This is a genomic window from Streptomyces sp. NPDC048111 (assembly GCF_043202815.1).
GTDB lineage: Bacteria > Actinomycetota > Actinomycetes > Streptomycetales > Streptomycetaceae > Streptomyces.
In genome coordinates this window covers 121,899-141,519 of sequence record NZ_JBIDBD010000017.1, presented here as the reverse complement: position 1 = coordinate 141,519, position 19,621 = coordinate 121,899, and the positions used below count along the sequence as shown (strand labels likewise).

The 19,621-nt window shown below is 71.7% G+C and carries 15 protein-coding genes; 7 read left to right on the top strand and 8 right to left on the bottom strand.

Annotated features, from left to right (window positions below; genetic code table 11):
- Positions 1–567: 567 nt before the first annotated feature.
- Positions 568–3,297 carry a phosphoenolpyruvate carboxylase gene (gene ppc, locus ACGF3I_RS24600; RefSeq protein WP_393135448.1) on the bottom strand — a complete coding sequence of 910 codons (2,730 nt, stop codon included), beginning with the start codon at positions 3,295–3,297 and terminating at the stop codon, positions 568–570.
- 218 nt (positions 3,298–3,515) lie between these two features.
- Here ppc and ACGF3I_RS24595 point away from each other — a divergent pair, with 218 nt between their 5' ends.
- The 3 genes from ACGF3I_RS24595 (at position 3,516) to ACGF3I_RS24585 (ending at position 7,219) form a co-directional block, all read left to right on the top strand.
- Positions 3,516–4,511 carry an acyl-CoA desaturase gene (locus tag ACGF3I_RS24595; protein ID WP_393135446.1) on the top strand — a complete coding sequence of 332 codons (996 nt, stop codon included), beginning with the start codon at positions 3,516–3,518 and terminating at the stop codon, positions 4,509–4,511.
- Positions 4,508–5,230, top strand: a complete 723-nt coding sequence (locus ACGF3I_RS24590) for a TetR family transcriptional regulator (RefSeq protein ID WP_393135444.1) — start codon at positions 4,508–4,510, stop codon at positions 5,228–5,230. The genes ACGF3I_RS24595 and ACGF3I_RS24590 overlap by 4 nt, the downstream gene beginning before the upstream one ends.
- Before the next feature lie 270 nt (positions 5,231–5,500).
- Positions 5,501–7,219 (top strand): FG-GAP repeat domain-containing protein, encoded by a 1,719-nt coding sequence (locus ACGF3I_RS24585; protein ID WP_393135442.1) that lies wholly within the window; start codon positions 5,501–5,503, stop codon positions 7,217–7,219.
- Positions 7,220–7,370: 151 nt separating this feature from the next.
- Here the strand turns inward: ACGF3I_RS24585 and ACGF3I_RS24580 are convergent, their stop codons facing one another.
- On the bottom strand, positions 7,371–8,219 hold the full coding sequence (locus ACGF3I_RS24580; protein WP_393135440.1) for a trans-aconitate 2-methyltransferase: 849 nt from the start codon (positions 8,217–8,219) through the stop codon (positions 7,371–7,373).
- A gap of 131 nt (positions 8,220–8,350) precedes the next feature.
- Between ACGF3I_RS24580 and ACGF3I_RS24575 the strand changes: the two genes are divergently transcribed.
- On the top strand, positions 8,351–8,848 hold the full coding sequence (locus ACGF3I_RS24575) for a MarR family winged helix-turn-helix transcriptional regulator (RefSeq protein WP_393135438.1): 498 nt from the start codon (positions 8,351–8,353) through the stop codon (positions 8,846–8,848).
- Here ACGF3I_RS24575 and ACGF3I_RS24570 read toward each other — a convergent pair.
- The gene (locus ACGF3I_RS24570; protein WP_393135436.1) at positions 8,807–9,574 is read right to left on the bottom strand and encodes a LuxR C-terminal-related transcriptional regulator; all 768 of its coding nucleotides are present in this window, start codon (positions 9,572–9,574) and stop codon (positions 8,807–8,809) included. The genes ACGF3I_RS24575 and ACGF3I_RS24570 overlap by 42 nt on opposite strands.
- A gap of 263 nt (positions 9,575–9,837) precedes the next feature.
- On the opposite strand from ACGF3I_RS24570, the gene ACGF3I_RS24565 reads away from it, so the two are divergent.
- Positions 9,838–10,326 (top strand): GNAT family N-acetyltransferase, encoded by a 489-nt coding sequence (locus ACGF3I_RS24565; protein WP_393135434.1) that lies wholly within the window; start codon positions 9,838–9,840, stop codon positions 10,324–10,326.
- A gap of 292 nt (positions 10,327–10,618) precedes the next feature.
- Here the strand turns inward: ACGF3I_RS24565 and galK are convergent, their stop codons facing one another.
- The 3 genes from galK to galT are packed head-to-tail and all read right to left on the bottom strand — an operon-like array spanning position 10,619 to position 13,777.
- Entirely contained in the window at positions 10,619–11,764 is a 1,146-nt protein-coding gene (galK, locus tag ACGF3I_RS24560) for a galactokinase (protein ID WP_393135432.1), read from the bottom strand.
- Positions 11,757–12,725, bottom strand: coding sequence for a UDP-glucose 4-epimerase GalE (gene galE / locus ACGF3I_RS24555; protein ID WP_393135430.1), 969 nt, complete (start codon positions 12,723–12,725; stop codon positions 11,757–11,759). Before galE ends, galK begins: the two co-directional genes overlap by 8 nt.
- Positions 12,722–13,777, bottom strand: a complete 1,056-nt coding sequence (gene galT / locus ACGF3I_RS24550) for a galactose-1-phosphate uridylyltransferase (RefSeq protein ID WP_393135428.1) — start codon at positions 13,775–13,777, stop codon at positions 12,722–12,724. Before galT ends, galE begins: the two co-directional genes overlap by 4 nt.
- Positions 13,778–14,018: 241 nt before the next feature.
- Between galT and ACGF3I_RS24545 the strand changes: the two genes are divergently transcribed.
- A complete protein-coding gene (locus ACGF3I_RS24545) occupies positions 14,019–15,689 on the top strand; it encodes a sodium:solute symporter family protein (protein ID WP_393135426.1) in 1,671 nt (556 codons plus the stop codon).
- 15 nt (positions 15,690–15,704) lie between these two features.
- Positions 15,705–15,977 (top strand): hypothetical protein, encoded by a 273-nt coding sequence (locus tag ACGF3I_RS24540; protein ID WP_393135424.1) that lies wholly within the window; start codon positions 15,705–15,707, stop codon positions 15,975–15,977.
- A 639-nt stretch (positions 15,978–16,616) separates the two neighbouring features.
- On the opposite strand, the gene ACGF3I_RS24535 is transcribed toward ACGF3I_RS24540, so the two are convergent.
- Both ACGF3I_RS24535 and ACGF3I_RS24530 read right to left on the bottom strand, forming a co-directional pair.
- A complete protein-coding gene (locus tag ACGF3I_RS24535) occupies positions 16,617–17,288 on the bottom strand; it encodes a LuxR C-terminal-related transcriptional regulator (RefSeq protein WP_393135422.1) in 672 nt (223 codons plus the stop codon).
- A gap of 443 nt (positions 17,289–17,731) precedes the next feature.
- The gene (locus ACGF3I_RS24530) at positions 17,732–19,618 is read right to left on the bottom strand and encodes a PQQ-binding-like beta-propeller repeat protein (RefSeq protein ID WP_393135420.1); all 1,887 of its coding nucleotides are present in this window, start codon (positions 19,616–19,618) and stop codon (positions 17,732–17,734) included.
- Between the last annotated feature and the right edge of the window lie 3 nt (positions 19,619–19,621).

The window sequence follows — 19,621 nt, the reverse complement described above, 5'->3', positions numbered from 1 at the left end:
CCGTGGTCGCTTCTCGCGCAGTTCCCCGCGCCCCTTAACTGCTCGGTGCTGGGCAGCACCAGGCCACCTCAGCCCGTCCGGCGATTGAGGACGAGCGCCGTTCAGGCGCGAAGGGGGGTCCGGGGGCGCAGCCCCCGAAAGGGGTGCAGGGGGCGGAGCCCCGCCGGGGTTCGAGGGGCGGAGCCCCTCAGGGGGTCTGGGGCGCAGCCCCAGGGGCCGAACCCTCCAACCCACGTCACGGGCGGGCGGGTGGGCAAACCCCCCGGGGTCCGAGGGGCGGAGCCCCTCAGCGGGTCTGGGGCGCAGCCCCAGGGAGCCGGGCCCATCCAACCCCCGTCATGGGCGGGTGGGTGGGCAAGCGCCCCGGGGTCTGGGGCGGAGCCCCAGGGGGCCGCACCCTTCACCCCCCTGCGGCGAACCTTCCGGGGCGGTTGCCCCAGGGGGCCGGAGCCCAAGGAGCCCGGAGCCCGAGGAGCCCAAGCCCCAGGAAGCCGGGGCCCAAGGGCCGAAGCCCCAGGGCCCAAGGGGCCCAAGCCAGGGGGCCGGGGGCCGGGCCCCCCGGAAGGGTCAGCCCGTGTTGCGGAGGCCTGCCGCCACCCCGTTGACCGTGAGCAGCAGCGCCCGGGACAACAGCGGATCCGGCGCCTCCCCCCGATCAGCCGCCCCCCGCTGACGCGCGAGCAGCGCGACCTGGAGGTAGGAGATCGGGTCCAGATAGGCGTCCCGGATCGCGAAGGTCTGCTGCAACACCGGGTGCGTACCGAGGAGTTCATCGCTCCCCGTGATCCGCAGGACTTCCCGCACCGTCAGCTCGTGCTCCGCCTCGATCATGGCGAACACGTGCTTCAGCTCGTCCGGCACGAGCGTGTCGACGTAGTGCCGGGCGATGCGCAGGTCCGTCTTCGCGAGCGTCATCTCCACGTTGGAGAGGAAGTTGCGGAAGAAGTGCCAGCGCTCGCTCATCTCGCCGAGCACCTCGTCGAGCCCCGCCTCGCGCAGCGCCTTGAGCCCGGAGCCGACGCCGTACCAGCCGGGCACGATCTGCCGGGACTGGGTCCAGCCGAACACCCACGGGATGGCGCGCAGGCCGTCGAGTCCCGCACCGGAGTCGGGCCGGCGCGAGGGGCGCGAGCCCAGGTGCAGCTCGGCGAGCTGGTCGACGGGCGTGGAGGCGAAGAAGTACGCCGGCAGGTCCGGGTCCTCCACCAGCCGCCGGTAGGCGGAGTGCGCCGCGTCGGACACCGTGTCCATCGCCGCGTCCCAGCGGGCGAGCGCCTCGTCGGACTGGCGGGGCGCGGTGTGCAGGGCGGAGGCCTGGAGCGTGGCCGCGACGGTCAGCTCCAGGTTCTCCCTGGCCAGCGACGGGATGAGGTACTTGTCGGAGATGACCTCGCCCTGCTCGGTCACCTTGATCTCGCCCTCCAGGGTGCCCCAGGGCTGGGCCAGGATGGCGTCGTGCGAGGGGCCGCCGCCGCGGCCGACGGTGCCGCCGCGGCCGTGGAAGAGCCGCAGCCGCACCCCGTACCGGTGCGCGACGTCGCGCAGCCGGCGCTGGGCGCGGTGGATCTCCCACTGGGAGGTGGTGATGCCGCCGAACTTGGAGGAGTCCGAGTAGCCGAGCATGACCTCCTGGACGTCGCCGCGCAGCGAGACGAGGCGGCGGTAGGAGGGGTCGGCCAGCATCTCGTCGAGGATGACGTCGGCGGCGCGCAGCTCGTCGGTGGTCTCCAGGAGCGGCACGATGCCGATCTTGGCCCAGCCGCCGTGCAGGTCGATGAGGCCGGCCTCGCGGGCGAGGACGGCCGCGGCGAACACGTCGTCGGCGCCCTGGCACATCGAGATGATGTACGACTCGATGACCTCGGGCCCGAACCGCTCGAAGGCCTCCTTGACGGTGCCGAACACGCCGAGCGTCTTCTCGCCGGCCGCGTCCAGGGGCGCGGGGGTGGGGGCGAGCGGGCGGCGCGAGCGGAGTTCCTTGGCGAGGAGCTTCTGGCGGTAGTCGCGCGGCATGTCGGCGTAGCGCCAGGACTCCTCGCCGAGCCGGTCGAAGAGCTGGCCCAGCGCGTGGTGGTGGGCGTCGGCGTGCTCGCGGACGTCCATGGTGGCGAGCTGGAGGCCGAAGGCCGCGAGGGTGCGGATCGTACGGTCCATGCGGCCGTCGGCGAACAGGGCGCCGCGGTGGGCGCGCAGCGAGGTCTGGATGAGGGTGAGGTCGGCGATCAGCTCGGCGGTGCCGAGGTAGTCGCGGCCGGGCTGGTGGGCGGTGCCGTTCGCGAGCCGGTCCTTGGTGTGGACGAGCTTCTGGCGGATGGCGGTGGCCTTGAGCCGGTAGGGCTCTTCGGCGTTGAGCCGCTTGTAGCGGGGGCTGATCTCGGGGAGCGCTTCGAGGTCGGCCTGGAGCGAGGTGAGCAGCTCTTCGGTGGCGCCGGCGTAGCGGATGGAGTTGGAGAGCAGTCCGCGCAGGTGGTCGATCATGTCGAGCGCGTCGTTGATGCCGTGCTCGTGCTGGAGGATCAGCACGTCCCAGGTGACCTTGGGGGTCACGTTGGGGTTGCCGTCGCGGTCGCCGCCGATCCACGTGCCGAAGGTGAGCGGGCGGGTGCCGGGCGGCAGCTCGACGCCGACGCGCTCCAGTTCGGCGGCCAGGTCCTCCAGTACGTCCCCGACGGCGCCGGCGTGCAGCTCGTCGAGGTAGTAGATGGCGTTGCGGGCCTCGTCGGCGGGTTCGGGGCGTACGACGCGCAGCTCGTCGGTCTGCCAGACCAGGTCGATGTTCTCGGCCAGGCGCAGGTCCAGGCGGCGCCGGTCGGCTTCGACGACCGGGGTCTCCAGGAGTTCGGCGATGCGGCGCAGCTTGTTCAGTACGGAGCGGCGGGCGGCCTCGGTGGGGTGCGCGGTGAAGACCGGGCGCACATTGAGGTTCTTGACGCTCGCGCGGACGTGTTCGGGGTCGCCGTCCTTGAGCATGTCGGCGGTGCGGGCGAGGAGGCTGCCCTCGGCGGCCCGGTGGGCGCGCAGTTCCCGGCCGCGGTGGACCTGTTCGGCCACGTTCGCGAGATGGAAGTAGGTGGAGAACGCGCGCACCAGCTTGGCGGCGGTCTCGACTTCTGTGCCGCCGAGGAGTTCGGCGGCGGCCTCGCCGTCGCTCCGGGTCAGCGCGCGGACCCGCTCGACGAGCTCCAGGAGCTCGGGTCCCTCCTGTCGGACGAGGGTCTCGCCCAGGAGGTCACCCAGTCGGCGGATGTCGGCGCGCAGCTCGTTGCTGGCGGCGGGAGTCTGGTCGGCACTGCTCACAGGTGCGGCTCCTTGCAGTGTTTGAGCACGTCTGGAGGGTTCTGGAGGCTTGCGGACCGCGCTGTCCGACGAGACACAGGATAGGTGTCCCGTTCCGCCCCGCCGTCACGGGCTCTTGTCCCCGGCGACGGCACTGCCATACTTACGTTGCCGTAGGTTACGCATCCGTAGCCGGGCGATCCTTCTCGATTTCCTCACCCTGCCGGGGGTACTCCCCAATGACCACCAGTCCCGATCTGCGCAAGACGCCGGACGAGGCCCCGCCGCCGTCCGCGACGCTGGGCGGCGAGAGCAAACGCTCCATCGAACAGATCGCTCTGCTGCTCTTCATCACGGTGCCCTTCGTGGCGCTCCTCGCGGCCGTGCCGCTCGCCTGGGGCTGGGGGGTCAGCTGGCTGGACCTCGGGCTCCTCGTTTTCATGTACTACCTGGGCTGCCACGGCGTCACCATCGGCTTCCACCGGTACTTCACGCACGGCTCCTTCAAGGCGAAGCGTCCGCTGCGGATCGCGCTCGCCGTCGCGGGCTCGATGGCGGTGGAGGGGCCGCTGGTGCGCTGGGTGGCCGATCACCGCAGGCACCACAAGTTCTCGGACGCGGAGGGCGACCCGCATTCGCCGTGGCGTTTCGGCGAGACCCTGCCGGCCCTGATGAAGGGCCTGTGGTGGGCGCACATCGCCTGGATGTTCGACGAGGAGCAGACCTCGCAGGAGAAGTACGCGCCGGATCTCCTCGCCGACCCGGCGATCCGCCGCATCTCGCGCGACTTCGTGTACTGGACGGTGCTGTCGCTGGCCATTCCGCCGCTGGTGGGCGGTCTGGTGACGATGTCGTGGTGGGGCGCGTTCACGGCGTTCTTCTGGGGCTCGCTCGTGCGGGTGGCGCTGCTGCACCACGTCACGTGGTCGATCAACTCGATCTGCCACGCGGTGGGCCGGCGCCCCTTCAAGTCGCGGGACCGCAGCGGCAACGTGTGGTGGCTCGCGGTGCTCTCGTGCGGCGAGTCGTGGCACAACCTGCACCATGCGGACCCGACGTCGGCCCGGCACGGGGTGATGCGGGGGCAGCTCGACTCCAGTGCCCGGATCATCCGCTGGTGCGAGCAGCTGGGTCTCGCCCATGACGTGCGCTGGCCGAGCGCGGCCCGTATCGACGCCAAGCGGAACGACGGCGACCGGTCCCGGCGCAAGGAGAAGGCCGCCGAGGCGGCATGATGGACGACGTGGCGACCGACTCCAGCACCACCCGCACCACCAGCACCACCGGCTCTTCCCGCCCCGACAGGGCGGCCGGCGCCGCCGACAAGCCACGGCGCACCCGCAGAACCCGGATGACCGGGGCCGAGCGCCGCGAGCAGCTGCTGGACATCGGTCGCACACTGTTCGCGGAGAAGGGCTTCGAGGGCACCTCGGTCGAGGAGATCGCCGCGAAGGCGGGCGTCTCCAAGCCGGTGGTGTACGAGCACTTCGGCGGCAAGGAGGGCCTGTACGCGGTCGTCGTGGACCGCGAAATGCGCTCACTGCTCGACCTGGTGACGGGCGCGCTGACGGCGGGCCACCCGCGCGAACTCCTGGAGCAGGCCGCATTCGCGCTGCTCGACTACATCGACACGTATACCGACGGGTTCCGCATTCTGGTGCGCGACTCCCCGGTGGCGCAGTCGACCGGCACCTTCGCCTCGCTGATCTCCGACATCGCGACGCAGGTCGAGGACATTCTGGGCCTGGAGTTCAAGGCCCGCGGCTTCGACGCGAAGCTGGCGCCGCTCTACGCGCAGGCGCTGGTCGGGATGGTGGCGCTCACCGGACAGTGGTGGCTGGACGTGCGCAGGCCCGAGAAGGCGGAGGTCGCCGCGCATCTGGTGAATCTCGCCTGGCACGGTTTGGACGGGCTTGAGCCGAAACCGCGCCTGATAGGCCACCGTAAAAGCTGATCCGGTCGGGACATATCTCCCCATGATCAAGATCATTCAGCGGTGGTCACAAATTTCACTTCAACCGCACAGGAATCGGCGGTAGTCTTCACCCCACAATCCCGGGGGGGATTCCCGCCATTCCTCGCGTGCCATCACCCGTGACTGCCGAACGTGCCGCCACGGTGTGCGTGCAGCGCCTTTCCGCGCGCCCATGCGACGACGCATACGCAGCGATCGAACTCCTCCCGGGGCACCCGCTTCATTCCCATGGGGGGAATTTTGTCCTCTGTGCGCACTCAGCGCGCGAGCCGCCTCGCGGCCTGCACCGCCATCGTCCTGTCGGCGGGCATGCTGCTCGCCGGTCCGGCCTCCGCCGACACGAAGCCGACGCCGCACGCCGCCGTCCAGCCGGCGAAGCCGCAGGCCGCCGAGCCCTCGGCGACCCACAAGCAGCGCAAGCAGGCCTACAGCTCCACGGCCGCGACGCCGCGCAAGCCCCGGTTCGACCTGGACAAGGACGGCGACAGCGACCTGCTGTACCAGGAGCCGAACGGCAAGGTCTTCCTGGAGCCCTGGAAGATCACGCACAACCCCGAGGTCTCCGCCGGCTACGCCCCGGCCAAGGACCTGATCGAGCCCGGCGACATCGACGGCGACGGCAACCCCGAGCTGTTCGTGGTCTCGCCCACCGGCACGCTGTCCCTGTACTCGGGCCTGTACGCCACCCCGGTCAAGGACCAGGACCAGCAGGACAGCCTCTCCGTGTACGGCGGCTCCCTGTCCTGGTCGAGCGCCGGCTGGAACGCGTACAACAAGCTGGTCGTGCCGGGCGACCTCACCGGTGACGGCAAGGCGGACCTGCTGGCCCGCACGCCCTCGGGCGACCTGTTCCTGTACCCGGGCACGGGCTCGATCAGCGGCAGCCCCTTCGGCAACCGGACCAAGGTCGGCAGCGGCTGGGGCATCTACGACCAGATCGTCGGCAGCCTCGACATGAACAGCGACGGCATCGCCGACATCGTCGCCCGCACGCCCGGCGGCGACCTGTTCTTCTACCCGGGCTCGGGCAGCGCCGCGGCCCCGCTGAAGGACCGCGTGAAGGTCGGCAGCGGCTGGACCGTCTACAACCAGATCATGGTGATGGACGACGCCGCCGGCAGCTACATCGTCGGCCGCGACGCCGCGGGCGCCCTCTGGTACTACGGCATCGACGCGCAGGGCGGCCTCGGCCCGCGCGGCGCCATGAACGCCACCGGCTGGTACTCCGCCACCCTGGCGAACTCCGGCGGCAACCCGGCCTTCGGCAAGGGCGACCTGATGGCCCTCGACACCCAGGGCTCGCTCTACTACTACTGGGTGCAGGGCAACGGCACGCTGTCCGACCGCCAGCTCATCAGCGACGTGGGCGGCTGGGCCGGCGCCAACGTCACCTTCACCTCCTCGCTCCGCGGCGACAGCCGCTGGGGCAGCCTCCTGGAGGTCAGCGGCGGCCACCTCTTCGTCGAGGGCCGCGACCTGGGCGCCGGCTGGGACGCGTTCAACGGTCTCGCCGGCGTCGGCGACCTGACCGGCGAGGGCAACGGCGACCTGCTGGCGCGCGGCAACAACGGGCACCTCTACCTGTACCCGGGCAACGGCCAGGGCACCGGGTTCTACAACCGGGTCGACCTCGGCGCGGGCTGGAACGGGTTCAACAAGCTGCTCGGCGCCGGCGACGTCAACGGCGACGGCGTCGCGGACCTGCTGGCCCGCGACGGCAACGGCCACCTGTTCATGTACCCGGGCAAGGCCACGCCCGGCTTCGGCAACCGCATCGACCTGGGCGGCGGCTGGAACGGCTACAACAAGCTGGCCACCCCCGGCGACATGACCGGCGACGGCCGCACCGACCTGATCGGCGTGGACGGCTCGGGCAAGGCCTGGCGCTACGACGCCAACGGCACGGGCTCCTTCAAGGAGCGCGTGGGCCTCGGCGGCGGCTGGAACGCGTACAGCGGCATCTTCTAGGCCCCGCACGCCCGCTCGTACCTCCGAGCACACGAGTGCCCCGTCCCCTCCGCGCGGAGGGGCGGGGCACTTGGCGTTGCGGCGGCGCGCTCACCGTCGGGGCCGACGGCGGTGAGCATCGCGCGGCTCCCCTACTTCTTCCCGGCCACCGCTACTTCTTCCTGGCCACCGCGAAGATGCGGCGGAAGGGGAAGACGGTGCCGTGCGGGCCCGGCGGATAGGCCTCGCGCAGACGGTCGCGGTATTCGGCGAGCAGGGCGTCGATGGCCTCCTGGTCGCCGTCGAGCGCGGTGAGCACCGGGCGCAGCGCGGTGCCCTTCACCCAGTCCAGGACCGGGTCGGGGCCGGTGAGCAGCTGGCAGTAGACCGTCTCCCAGACATCGGTCTCGCAGCCGAGGCCGGAGAGCCGGGTCAGGTAGTCGGCGGGTTCCAGGATGTGGACATAGCGGCGGCCGTGCTCGCCGAGGCGGCTGCGCCAGCGCGGCGAGGCGCAGATTTCGCCGAGGATCGCGTGGCTGGGCGAGGTGAAGTTGCCCGGCACCTGGAAGGCGAAGGTGCCGCCGGGGCTGAGCCCGTCGATCCAGGCCGGGAAGGAGTCGGGGTGGTTGGGCACCCACTGCAGGGCCGCGTTGGAGACGATCAGGTCGTACGGTTCGGCGGGCACCCAGTGCGCGGCGTCGGCGAGCTCGAAGTCGAGCCGGCCGCCGCCGGGAGTGGCGCCCGCGTAGTCCTTGTCGGCCTGGGCCAGCATCTGTTCGGAGAGGTCGAAGCCGGTGATACGGGCGTCGGGCCAGCGGTCGGCGAGGCGGACGGTGACATTGCCGGGGCCGCAGCCGAGGTCGGCCATGCGCGGCGCGGGGCCGTCGGCCGCGGGCAGGTCGGGTATGCGGCCGAGCAGGTCCAGGAACGGGCGGGTGCGGTGCCCGGCGTGGCGCAGGTACTGCTGCGGGTCCCAGACCGGCGGCCGGGACGGCGTGATCGACGGTGGATCGGAGTACATGTTCGAGCCCCCTTGCAGGTACGGCTGGGCGAAGCGGGACAGGGTCCCGGCCCCTCCATGCCCAATGGTGGCTCGATATATATCTTGACGTCAAGAGACTTCACATCGACAGACCCTCTACACTGATCGTCATGGAGGACGAGGTCGACCGACTGGTCGCAGCATGGCGCCGAGAGCGCCCGGACCTCGACGTGGAACCGCTCGAGGTGCTCAGCCGGGTCAGCAGGCTGGCCCGCCATCTCGATCGGGCCCGCAGGCTGGCGTTCGCCGAGCACAGCCTGGAGCCCTGGGAGTTCGACGTGCTCACCTCGCTGCGGCGGGCCGGAGCGCCCTATCAGCTCTCCCCCGGACAGCTTCTGACCCAGACGCTGGTCACCTCGGGCACGATGACCAACCGGATCGACCGGCTCGCCAAGAAGGGCCTGGTCGAGCGGCTCCCCGACCCCAGCGACCGGCGCGGTGTCCTGGTGCGGCTCACGCCCGAGGGACGCGACCGCGCGGACCAGGCGCTCGCCGGCCTGCTGGAGCAGGAGCGGGCCATCCTCGCCGAGCTGAGCCGGGGCCAGCGCGGCGAACTGGCCGCGCTGCTACGCCAGTTGACCGCCCCGTTCGACAACATCCCCGGCTAGGTCCACCGGGCCCACGCCCGCGCGGCGGGCCAGCGCCACGGCCGCAAGCGTCGAGTGCACACCCAACTTGCCCAGCACGTTCTGCATATGGGTGCGCACGGTGTGCGGGGACAGGAACAGCCGCTCGGCGACCGCCTTGCGGCCGAGCCCGGCCACCATGCAGCGCAGCACCTCACGCTCGCGCGGGGTGAGCGACTCGACCAGCCGCTCCGACTCCGTACGGTGCTTGCGCGCGGCCGTCAGCTCGCGCAGGACGCCGGTGAGCAGCGCGGGCGGCAGATGCGTCTCGTCGCGCAGTACGCCCCGGATGACGGCGAGCAGCCGCTGCAGCGAGCAGTCCTTGGCGACCCAGCCGCACGCGCCGGCCTGCAGCGCGAGGGCGGCGCGGCGCGGGTCGTCCTTCTCGGCGAGGACGACGGTACGCACCGCGGGCTGGCCCGAACGCACGCCCGCGACCAGCGAGATGCCGTCCACCAGGCCCTCCGCGCCGCCGCCTTCGGGCACCGCGCGGGCGACGGGGACCGTGGCCGATGTGCCCAGGTCCGCGTCGACGAGCATCACGTCGAACCTGCGGCCCTCGGCCGCCCCGCGCTCCAGGCAGCGCAGCGCCGCGGGGCCGCTGCCGGCCGCGGCCACGTCCACATCGGGCTCCGCCGCCAGGGCCGCCGCGAGCGACTCGGCGAAGATGCGGTGGTCGTCCACGACCAGAACTCGGATACGTACCAAGTGACACCCCCAGGGTCGGGGGACGGACCGGTACGGGTACGCCGCCCGGAACCGGGGCACCGCAGCCGCACGGCCGCCGCCGTGCTCTGAGCACTACCCCACCCCCGGGCGACGTACCCGACTGTCTCGCCCCCTGATCAACACCGGCCCCCACCGGTGTTGTGCATCAGCGTAGGGCTGCGGGCCGCACGCGGAAGGCACTTTGCCGAACTGATGGAAACCGTCCGGCTACGTGGCGTGCGCACCTGTTTAGGGTGGGATTCATGTTCCGTCTTGAGACAGAAGTGGACAAGGGGCGGCGGGCCCAGCTGCACCGGCGGCTGCGCGCCACCAACACCGAGCGCTCACCGGCGCTGCGCGCCCTGCGGGGGACGCCCGCCGCGTCCGAAGTACCGCTCCACGTGTGGGGGTTGACCGAGGAGGGGCTGCTGGCCGGGGGTCTTGTGGGGCGGACGTGGGCGGGGTGGCTGCACGTCGAGCTGCTGTGGGTCGACGAGGCGGTGCGCGGCGGGGGCCTGGGTTCGCAACTCCTGGCGCGCGCAGAGGAGTTGGCGCGCTCCGAGCGGGGGTGCGGGTTCTCGCGGGTCGAGACGTGGGACTTCCAGGCGCCGGAGTTCTACCGCGCCCGGGGGTACGCCGTCGTCGGGGTGGTCCCCGACTACCCCCCCGGCGTAACCGAATACACCCTGACCAAGCCCCTGCCACGACCCCCCGGCGGGGGCTCCGCCCCCCGCACCCCCATCGCGCCTTGAGGGCGCCCGCCCTCAATCGCCGGACAGCCTGAAACACCCGACGCGGGCCGGCACCGGGCAGCCAAGGGGCGCGAGGAACTGCGCGAACCCCGGGCCCCCCGGCCCCGCCAGGGGCGCGAGGAACTGCGCGAGAAGCGACCACGACCCGCACATGACCGGGGGTTTAAGGGGCGCGAGGAACTGCGCGAGAAGCGAGCACGGTCTGCACCCGACCAGGGATTGAGGGGCGCGGGGAACTGCGCGAGCAAGCCGGCACGGTCCGCGCCCGACCGAAGGGTCAGGGCCCCCAGGGCTAAAGGAGACGATGCGCCCCCCGGGACGGAGTCGCTTCGAAGAGGCGAGGAGGCGCGAGGGAAGCAGCCTCGAAGGCGGCGGCCAGCCCCTTGGAGACCACCCCCACCACCCCCTCCTCCAGAAGCACGATCGCCGACCCCCCGAACCCCCCACCGGTCATCCGCGCCCCCAACGCCCCCGCCCCCACAGCCGTCTCGACCACCAGGTCCAACTCCGGGCAGGACACCCGCAGATCGTCCCGCAGCGAGACGTGCCCCTCGGTCAGGACCGGCCCCACCGCGCGGACGTCGCCCGAGGCGAGCAGCTCCGCGACCCGTGCGACCCGCGCGTTGTCGCTCACCACGTGCCGTACACAGCCCCGGACACGCGCCGAGGAGAGCGCGTCCAGCGCGTCGGAGAGGTGCGCGGCGCCCACCTCGCGCAGGGTGCGTACACCCAGCTCCCGCGCGCCCTGCTCGCAGGCGGCGCGCCGCTCGGCGTACGCGCCGTCGCCCAGCGCGTGCTGCACCCGGGTGTCGACGACCAGGAGGCGCAGCCCCTGCGCGGGCAGGTCGAAGGGGATCTGGCGGCGCGTCAGGTCACGGGCGTCCAGGTGCAGGACGTGGCCCTCGGTGCAGCACGCCGACGCCGTCTGGTCCATGATCCCGCAGGGCACGCCGACGAAGGCGTTCTCCGCACGCTGGGCCACGCCCGCCAACTCCGGCAGGGACAGCGGGAGTTCGTACAGGTCGCGCAGCGCCAGCGCGGTCACCACTTCGAGGGCCGCCGAGGAGGAGAGCCCGGCCCCCGTCGGCACCGTCGAGGTGAGGTGGATGTCGGCGCCCGGCACGGCGTGGCCCGCCTCGCGCAGGGCCCACAGGACGCCCGCCGGATAGGCCGCCCAGCCGGCGCCGGACAGCGGCTCCAGGTCGCCGGGCCGCAGCTCCACCACCGGGCCGGCGATGTCCGCCGAGTGGACCCTGAGCACCCCGTCCGTGCGCCGCGCCACCGCCGCCACCGCCGTGTGCGGCAGGGCGAGCGGCATCACGAAGCCCTCGTTGAAGTCGGTGTACTCGCCGATGAGATTGACCCGGCCGGGCGCCGCCCACACCCCGTCGGGTGCGCGGCCGTACAACTCCCGGAAGGCGTCGGCCACTTCACTCACCGGAGCCCTCCGCCCGCCGGGCGAACGCCCACGCGTCCGCGACGATCTGGGCGAGGTCGGTGCGCGAGGGCCGCCAGCCGAGCCGTTCGTGGGCGCGTGCGGCGGAGGCGACCAGGACCGCCGGGTCGCCCGGGCGGCGCGGCGCCATCACCTCGGGGACGGGGTGGCCCGTCACCCGGCGCACGGTCTCGACGACCTCGCGGACCGAGAACCCGTTGCCGTTGCCCAGATTGCAGACCAGGTGCTCCCCGGGGGTCGCCGCGTCGAGGGCGAGCAGGTGCGCCTCGGCCAGGTCGGCCACGTGGATGTAGTCGCGTACGCACGTGCCGTCGGGGGTCGGGTAGTCGTCCCCGTAGACGGAGATCGACTCCCGTTCGCCGAGGGCGACTTGGAGGACGAGGGGGATCAGATGGGATTCAGGCTCGTGGCGCTCGCCGCAACTGCCGTGGGCGCCCGCCACGTTGAAGTACCGCAGCGACACCGCGGCCAGGCCGTGGGCCGCGCACTCCCCCGCGATCATGTGGTCGACCGCGAGCTTGGACGCGCCGTAGGGGCTGGTGGGGGCCGTGGGGTCGGTCTCGGTGATGGGGGTGGAGACCGGCTCGCCGTAGGTCGCGGCCGTGGAGGAGAAGACGAGGGTGCGCACGTCCGCGTCCCGCATCGCCGCGAGCAGCGTCATGGTGCCGCCGACGTTGTTGTCCCAGTACTTCTCGGGGACCTTCACCGACTCGCCGACCTGGGAGAACGCGGCGAAGTGGAGGACGGCGTCGTACGAGCGGTCCAGCCATTTCGCGGCGTCCTGCACGCGGCCCTCCACGAAGCCCGCCCCGGCGGGCACGGCAGCGCGAAAGCCCGTGGAGAGGTCGTCCAGGACGGTCACGGTGTGCCCGGCCTCGACGAGGTGGGCCGCCACCACGCTGCCCACGTAGCCGGCGCCGCCCGTCACCAGGTACTTGCTCACTTGCTTGCCACCTCTCGCAGTCGCTCGGCCGCGGCCTCCGGCGGCACGTCGTTGATGAACACGCTCATGCCGGACTCGGAACCCGCGAGGTACTTCAGCTTGCCGGAAGTGCGTCGGATGGTGAAAAGCTCGAGATGCAGGCCGAACTCCGCGCGGTCGGCGGCTGCCTCGCCCCGGAACGGCGCCTGGTGCCAGGCGGCGATGTAGGGCGTGGGCGGCTCGTCGGGACCGAAGATCCGGTCGAAGCGCCTCAAGAGTTCCAGATAGATCTGTGGGAACTCTGTGCGCGCCTCGTCGTCGAGCGCCCGCAGGTCGGGGACGCGCCGCTTGGGGTGCAGATGCACTTCGTAGGGCCAGTGCGCGGCGTAGGGCACGAAGGCCACCCAGTGTTCGCCCTCAAGGACCACCCGTTCGCCGTCGGCGAGCTCGCGCCGGACGACGTCGTCGAAGAGGTTGCGCCCGCCGGTGCGCTCGCGGTGCTCGGCGAGCGAGCGGAGCATGAGGGCGGTGCGCGGGGTGGTGAAGGGGTAGCCGTAGATCTGGCCGTGCGGGTGGCCGAGGGTCACGCCGATCTCGGCGCCCCGGTTCTCGAAGCAGAACACCTGCTGAACCTGCGGGAGTTCGGCGAGTTCGGCGGTGCGGTCGGTCCAGGCCTCCAGGACCAGGGCGGCCTGCTCCTCGGTGAGGTCGGCGAACGACGCCTCGTGGTCGGAGGTGAAGCAGACGACCTCGCAGCGTCCGGAGTCGCCGGCCAGCGAGGGGAACCGGTTCTCGAAGACGACGACGTCGTAGTCGGCGGCCGGGATCTCGCTGTCGCGGCCCTCGCGCGAGGGGCACAGCGGGCAGGCGTCGGCGGGCGGCAGATAGGTGCGGCCCTGGCGGTGCGAGGCGACCACCACGGTGTCGCCGAGCAGGGGGTCGCGGCGCAGCTCGGAGGCGGTGGACACCGCGTCCAGGGGGCGGCGGTCCGGATCGTCGCGTACGCGGTCGTCGCGCCGGTCGTAGTAGAGCAGCTCACGACCGTCGGCGAGCCGGGTCGACGTCTTCTTCACCTGCAACCTCCACCATCCAACAGAATCGCACACAACAAATCACAAGCCAACAGCCTTCGTCAATGCCCGTGCAAGCGGTTGCCGTCGAGCGCGCAGCCTTCCCCCGAAGTGGGAGCGTTCCCACCCAAAAGTGCACCGTCGATCACAATCAAACAAACAATCTCATCAAAAGTGTTCAGTTTCTGAACATGGAGGCGTAGGTTCCCGTCCCGGATCAGTAAGCGCGACGAAGCGGGTACGCATGCAATATCTGGCCGCGGGACTCCGGCTCCCCACCAACGGGCTCGACTACACGATTCTGGCGATCTACTTCATCGTCGTTCTGGGCATCGGCTTCGCCGCCCGCGCCAGTGTGAAGACCAGCCTCGACTTCTTCCTCTCCGGACGCTCACTGCCGGCCTGGGTGACCGGCCTCGCCTTCGTCGCGGCCAACCTCGGCGCCACCGAAATCCTGGGCATGTCCGCGACCGGCGCCCAGTACGGCGTGGCCGTGGTGCACTGGTACTGGATCGGCGCGATCCCGGCCATGGTCTTCCTCGGGCTCGTGATGATGCCCTTCTACTACGGCTCGAAGGTCCGCTCCGTACCGGAGTTCCTGCTCCAGCGCTTCGACAGGTCCGCGCACCTGCTCGCCTCGGCGCTGTTCGCGTTCGCCGCGGTGCTGATCGCCGGTGTCAACCTGTACGCCCTGTCGATCGTCGTGGAGGCGCTGCTCGGCTGGCCGCAGTGGGTGGCGATCGTCGTCGCCGGGCTCTTCGTGCTCGCCTACATCACCATCGGCGGCCTCTCCTCGGCGATCTACAACGAGGTGCTCCAGTTCTTCGTGATCCTGGCCGCGCTCATCCCCCTGACCATCCTCGGCCTCAAGCGCGTCGGCGGCTGGGACGGCCTGACCGGCTCGCTCAAGGCCAGCCACGGCGACAACTTCCTGTCCGCGTGGGGCGGCACCGGCATCGGCCAGGCCAATCCGCTCGGCGCCAACTGGCTCACCATCGTGCTCGGCCTCGGCTTCGTGCTGTCCTTCGGCTACTGGACGACCAACTTCGCCGAGGTGCAGCGCGCCCTGTCCGCGAAGAACCTCAGCGCGGCCCGCCGCACCCCGCTGATCGCGGCGTTCCCGAAGATGTTCATCGTCTTCCTGGTGATGATCCCCGGCCTGGTGGCGGCGGTGCTCGTCCCGAAGATAGGCACCCCGGGCTCGGACCTGACGTACAACGACGCGATCCCGCTCCTGATGCAGGAGCTGCTGCCCAACGGTGTGCTCGGCATCGCCGTGACCGGTCTGCTCGCCGCCTTCATGGCGGGCATGGCGGCCAACGTGTCGTCCTTCAACACCGTGTTCACGTACGACATCTGGGCCAAGTACGTGAAGAAGGACCGGCCCGACGCCTACTACCTGAAGTTCGGGCGGCTCATCACCGCGATCGGCGTGCTCGCCTCGATCGGCACGGCGTTCATCGCGTCCTCGTTCTCCAACATCATGGGCTACCTCCAGACCCTGTTCTCCTTCTTCAACGTGCCGATGTTCGTGGTCTTCGTGATCGGCATGTTCTGGAAGCGGGCCTCGGTGAAGTCCGGGGTGTGGGGGCTCTTCGCGGGCACCTCCGCCGCGATGGTCAACTACTTCTGGATCTACAAGCAGGGCGTCATCTCCATCCCGACCGACCAGGGGGCCAACTTCGTCTCCGCGATCGTCGGGTTCGTCGCGGGCGCGGTGGTGATGGTGGCCGTCACCCTGTTCACGGCGCCCAAGCCCGCGGCGGAGCTGGCCGGGCTGGTGTACGGGACGAAGTCGCCCGGCGTCGAGGAGCCGCCCGCCGAGGGCGACAGCGCCTGGTACCGGCGGCCCGCGCTGCTCGGCTGGGGCGCGATCGTGCTGGCCGCGCTCTGCTACATCCCCTACTCGTTCTGAACCGGAGGCTCCGAAATGTCCGAACTGCAGCGTGAAGTCTCCGAGTTGGAGCAGAAGTCGGCCTCCGCGGCACGGCTCTTCGACATCCGCCGGATCATCGGCGGCCTGTTCACCCTGTACGGGTTGATCGTCGGCGGGGCGGGGGTCTTTGCGTCCGAGGCGGATCTGAAGAAGGCGCAAGGGGTGAACATCAACCTCTGGACGGGGCTTGGGATGCTGGTCCTGGGGGTCTTCTTCCTGCTCTGGCTGAAACTCCGCCCCACGGCCCCGCCGCCCCCCTCCGACTAGCCCCACCTCGGGGCGCGGCCCCACCCGTTTTGCGCAGTTCCTCGCGCCCCTGGGGGGTGCTGGGGGCCCGGGGGTGCTGGGGGTGCCCGGGGTTGCGCAGTTCCCCGCGCCCCTTAGCTCGGCCGGTCGTGTGCGGGCTGTGGTCGCTTCTCGCGCAGTTCCCCGCGCCCCTCAACCCGCTGTCGGCCTCGCACCGTGCGTGGCTGGTCGCGCAGTTCCCCGCGCCCCTGGCAGAGTCGGTACTGGCCTTCAGGCGCGACCGGGGTGCAGGGGGCGCAGCCCCCGCCGGGGTCCGAGGGGCGGAGCCCCTCAGGGGGTCTGGGGCGCAGCCCCCGCCGGGGTCCGAGGGGCGGAGCCCCTCAGGGGGTCTGGGGCGCAGCCCCAGGGCTCAGCCCGTACAACCCGCTGCACGGGCGGGTGGGTGGGCAAACCCCGCCGGGGTTCGAGGGGCGGAGCCCCTCAGCGGGTCTGGGGCGCAGCCCCAGGGGCCGGGCCATCCAACCCCCTTCACGGGCGGGTGGGTGGGCAAGCGCCCCGGGGTCTGGGGCGGAGCCCCAGGGAGCCAGGCACCCTCCAACCCCCCGCACGGGCGGGTGGGTGGGCAAGCGCCCCCGGGGGCTGGGGCGGAGCCCCGGGGCGTCAGTGGGAGGGGGTCGCTCGGTCGAGGAGGCCGGTTCTGGCGGCCAGGGCGGCGGCCTCAAGCCGAGACCCGACCCCGAGCTTCATCAGAACCCGCTGAACATGGGTACGCGCAGTAGAGGGAGCTATCCCCATCCCGGCAGCGATGAGCCGGGTATCCTCCCCGTCCGCCACCCGCACCAGAACCTCCACCTCCCGCGGCGTCAGCAGCTGCAGCAACCGCTGCCCCTCGTCGTCGGGCTGGGCGGCAGGGTTGAGCAGCTCGGCGAAGGCGCCCTGCAACAGCTGGGGCGCCACCGCGGCCTCCCCCGCCCTGGCCTTCACCATCGCGCGCTCGACCCCCTCGATGCGCTCGTCGTGGCGCACATAGCCGGAGGCCCCCGCCGCAAACGCCGCCGCGATCCCGCGCGGGCTCGGCACCGGCCCGAGCACCACCACGGCGACCTGCGGCCGCTCGCGCTTGATCCGTACGATCGGGTCGAAGACTCCGGGCTCGGCCGGTGCGGCCGTGCCGAGCAGACACACCTCGGGCGCCCGGCTCACCACCAGTTCGGCGGCTCCGGCGACCGGGGCCGCCGCGGCGAGCACCCGGTGGCCCCGCAGTTTCAGCGCCGAGGCGAGTGCCTCGGCGAGCAGCCGGTGGTCGTCGACCACCATGAGCCGCACGCCCATCGAGCTACCCCCATCCCCGGGCCCGCCGAGCTCGTCGAGCCGGTCGGCCCTCTTGGGTCTCCCGGTCCCCGGCCCCTCTTGCCCCGGCAAGCTACACGCTTGTTCGACGCAGCGCGCCGCTTACCGGAGAGAAGCCCCCGGAATGCCGAATTCTCCGGCACGCAGGGCTGGTTGAGGAAGGACGAGGGAGCGATAGCGGGAGGTGAAACGCCATTCTCGGCCGTTCTGCGGCGCCCGCGCACGCCCCTTGACCGCGGCGCGCGGCGGGTCGGCCGCGCCGTGGTGCGTACGGGCGGAAACGGCCGAAGGCCCCGCGGGCGGAGCGTGAACTCCGTCCCGCGGGGCCTTCGCCGTGCGCGCTCTCAGCCGGTCCCGGCCGCCATGAATCCGGCCTGCACGTTCAGCAGCCCCCGCCGATCGCCATGAATCCGCCACACGCGCTCTCAGCCGGTCCCGGTCGCCATGAACAGGAGCTTCTTCGCGGCGTCGCTGTCCGAGTACGGCTTGCTCAGGAGCGTGGCGCCCATGTACAGGCGGCCGTTGCCGTACAGGATGTCCGAGTACTTCGCGGAGAACGACGTGATCGCGTCGCGGACCGACCGCTCGGCGGGGTTCTCCAGGAGCAGCGTCGACGTCAGGGCGCCGCCGTCGATGCTGACGACCTGGGTGCCCTTGTTGTACGGCGCGTCCTTGTAGGCGATGACGTTCTTGCCGTCCATGCGCAGCGGGTACATCGTGTAGCCGTCGCCGGCGTCCGCCTTGCCGGGCACGGCCGCCCCGGTGGTGAGGTCGAAGGCGACGACCTCGTTGGTGTGGCCGGACGAGCCGGAGCCGCCGGCGTTGTCGTGCTCCTCGGTCGGCACGTACAGCTTGCCGTTGCCCGCCACCACCATCGTGCACTTCTCGACGGAGGTGCTGTCGCAGTCGGCCGCGTACTTGTCACCGGGGACCGGGATGCGGGCGAGCAGCTTGCCGGTCTTGGCGTCGACGGAGAAGAAGTCCGAGATCCCGCTGCCGTCGCCCGCGCTCTCGCCGACGTCGGCGGCGAGCACCAGCGGGCTGGTCGAGACGATGTGGGCGTACTGGATGCCGGGCAGCATCTTGTACGTGGAGATCGGCTGACCGCTCTTGGGGTCGAGGTTCTGCACGTTGATGGTGGGCTTGTCGTAGTCGCCGCACTTGCGGACGGCCACGAGCGCGTCACCGCCGCCGTAACCGACGTCCTTGCACTGGTCGGCGGTGGTGGTGGGCTTCCACAGTTCCTTGCCGGTGGCCAGGTCCCAGGCCGCGCCGCCGTCGAGACCGCCGGCCGCGACGGTGCCCGCGCCGAGGGTGATCTCGTCGAAGCGGGTCTTGCGGTCGCCGTTGGCGCCCTTGATGTCGGCCTGCCACAGCAGCTTGCCGGTGGTCAGGTCGAGCCCCGCCACCTCGGTGCAGGAGCCGACCTTGGCGCCGTTCTCCTGGGTCTCGAAGGCGAACGCGGTCTTGCCGTCGGCCGAGACGTGCGGGGTCGACTCGCAGACGTTGCCGGTCAGCGGGAGCTTCCAGAGCTGGGTGCCCTTGGCCGGGTCGTAGCCGGCGATCTCCTTGACGCCGGCCTTGACGTACACCTTGTCGGTGAGCCACGAGCCGTGCACGGCGGTGAGGTCGGTGACCTTGGGCTGAGGCGTCTGGAAGAGCACCTTGGCCGCGGTGTTGGCGGGCGCCTTCTCCTTGCCGCCGCCCCCGGTCGAGCCGCCGGTGCCCTTGGCGCCACCGGTGTCGCCCTGCTGGGCGTCGTTCTTGCCGTCGTCCTTGCCCGAGGCGTACCACAGGCCGCCGCCGACGATCAGGGCCACCGCGACGACCGCCGCGATGATGATCGTCAGCTGGGTGTTGGGCTTCTTGCCGCCGGGCTGTCCACCGGGGCCCGGCGCGCCCGGCACCGTGTACGGGGGCTGGGCGTACTGCGGCTGCGCGGGCTGGGTGGGCGGCTGGCTCGGGTAGCCGTAACCGGGCTGCGCGGGCGGCTGGTTCGGATAGCCGTAACCGGGCTGCCCGGGCGGCTGGTTCGGGTAGCCGTAGCCCGGCTGCTGGGGCGGGGTCTGCGGGTAGCCGTAGCCGGGCTGCTGCCCGGGCGCCTGCGGGTAGCCGTAGGCCGGGGGTCCCGCCGGGGGCGGGGTGTTCGGCGGTCCGGAGGGCGGCGGCGGAGTGGGTGTGCCGAAGCCGCCCGCCGGGGGCTGCTGGGGCGCGCCGAATCCGGGGGCCGGGGGCTGCTGCGGGGCTCCGGAGCCCGCGGGCGTGTCCTCGGGCCGCGGGGGCTGCTGGGGTGGCTGGGGTGGCTGGCTCATGCC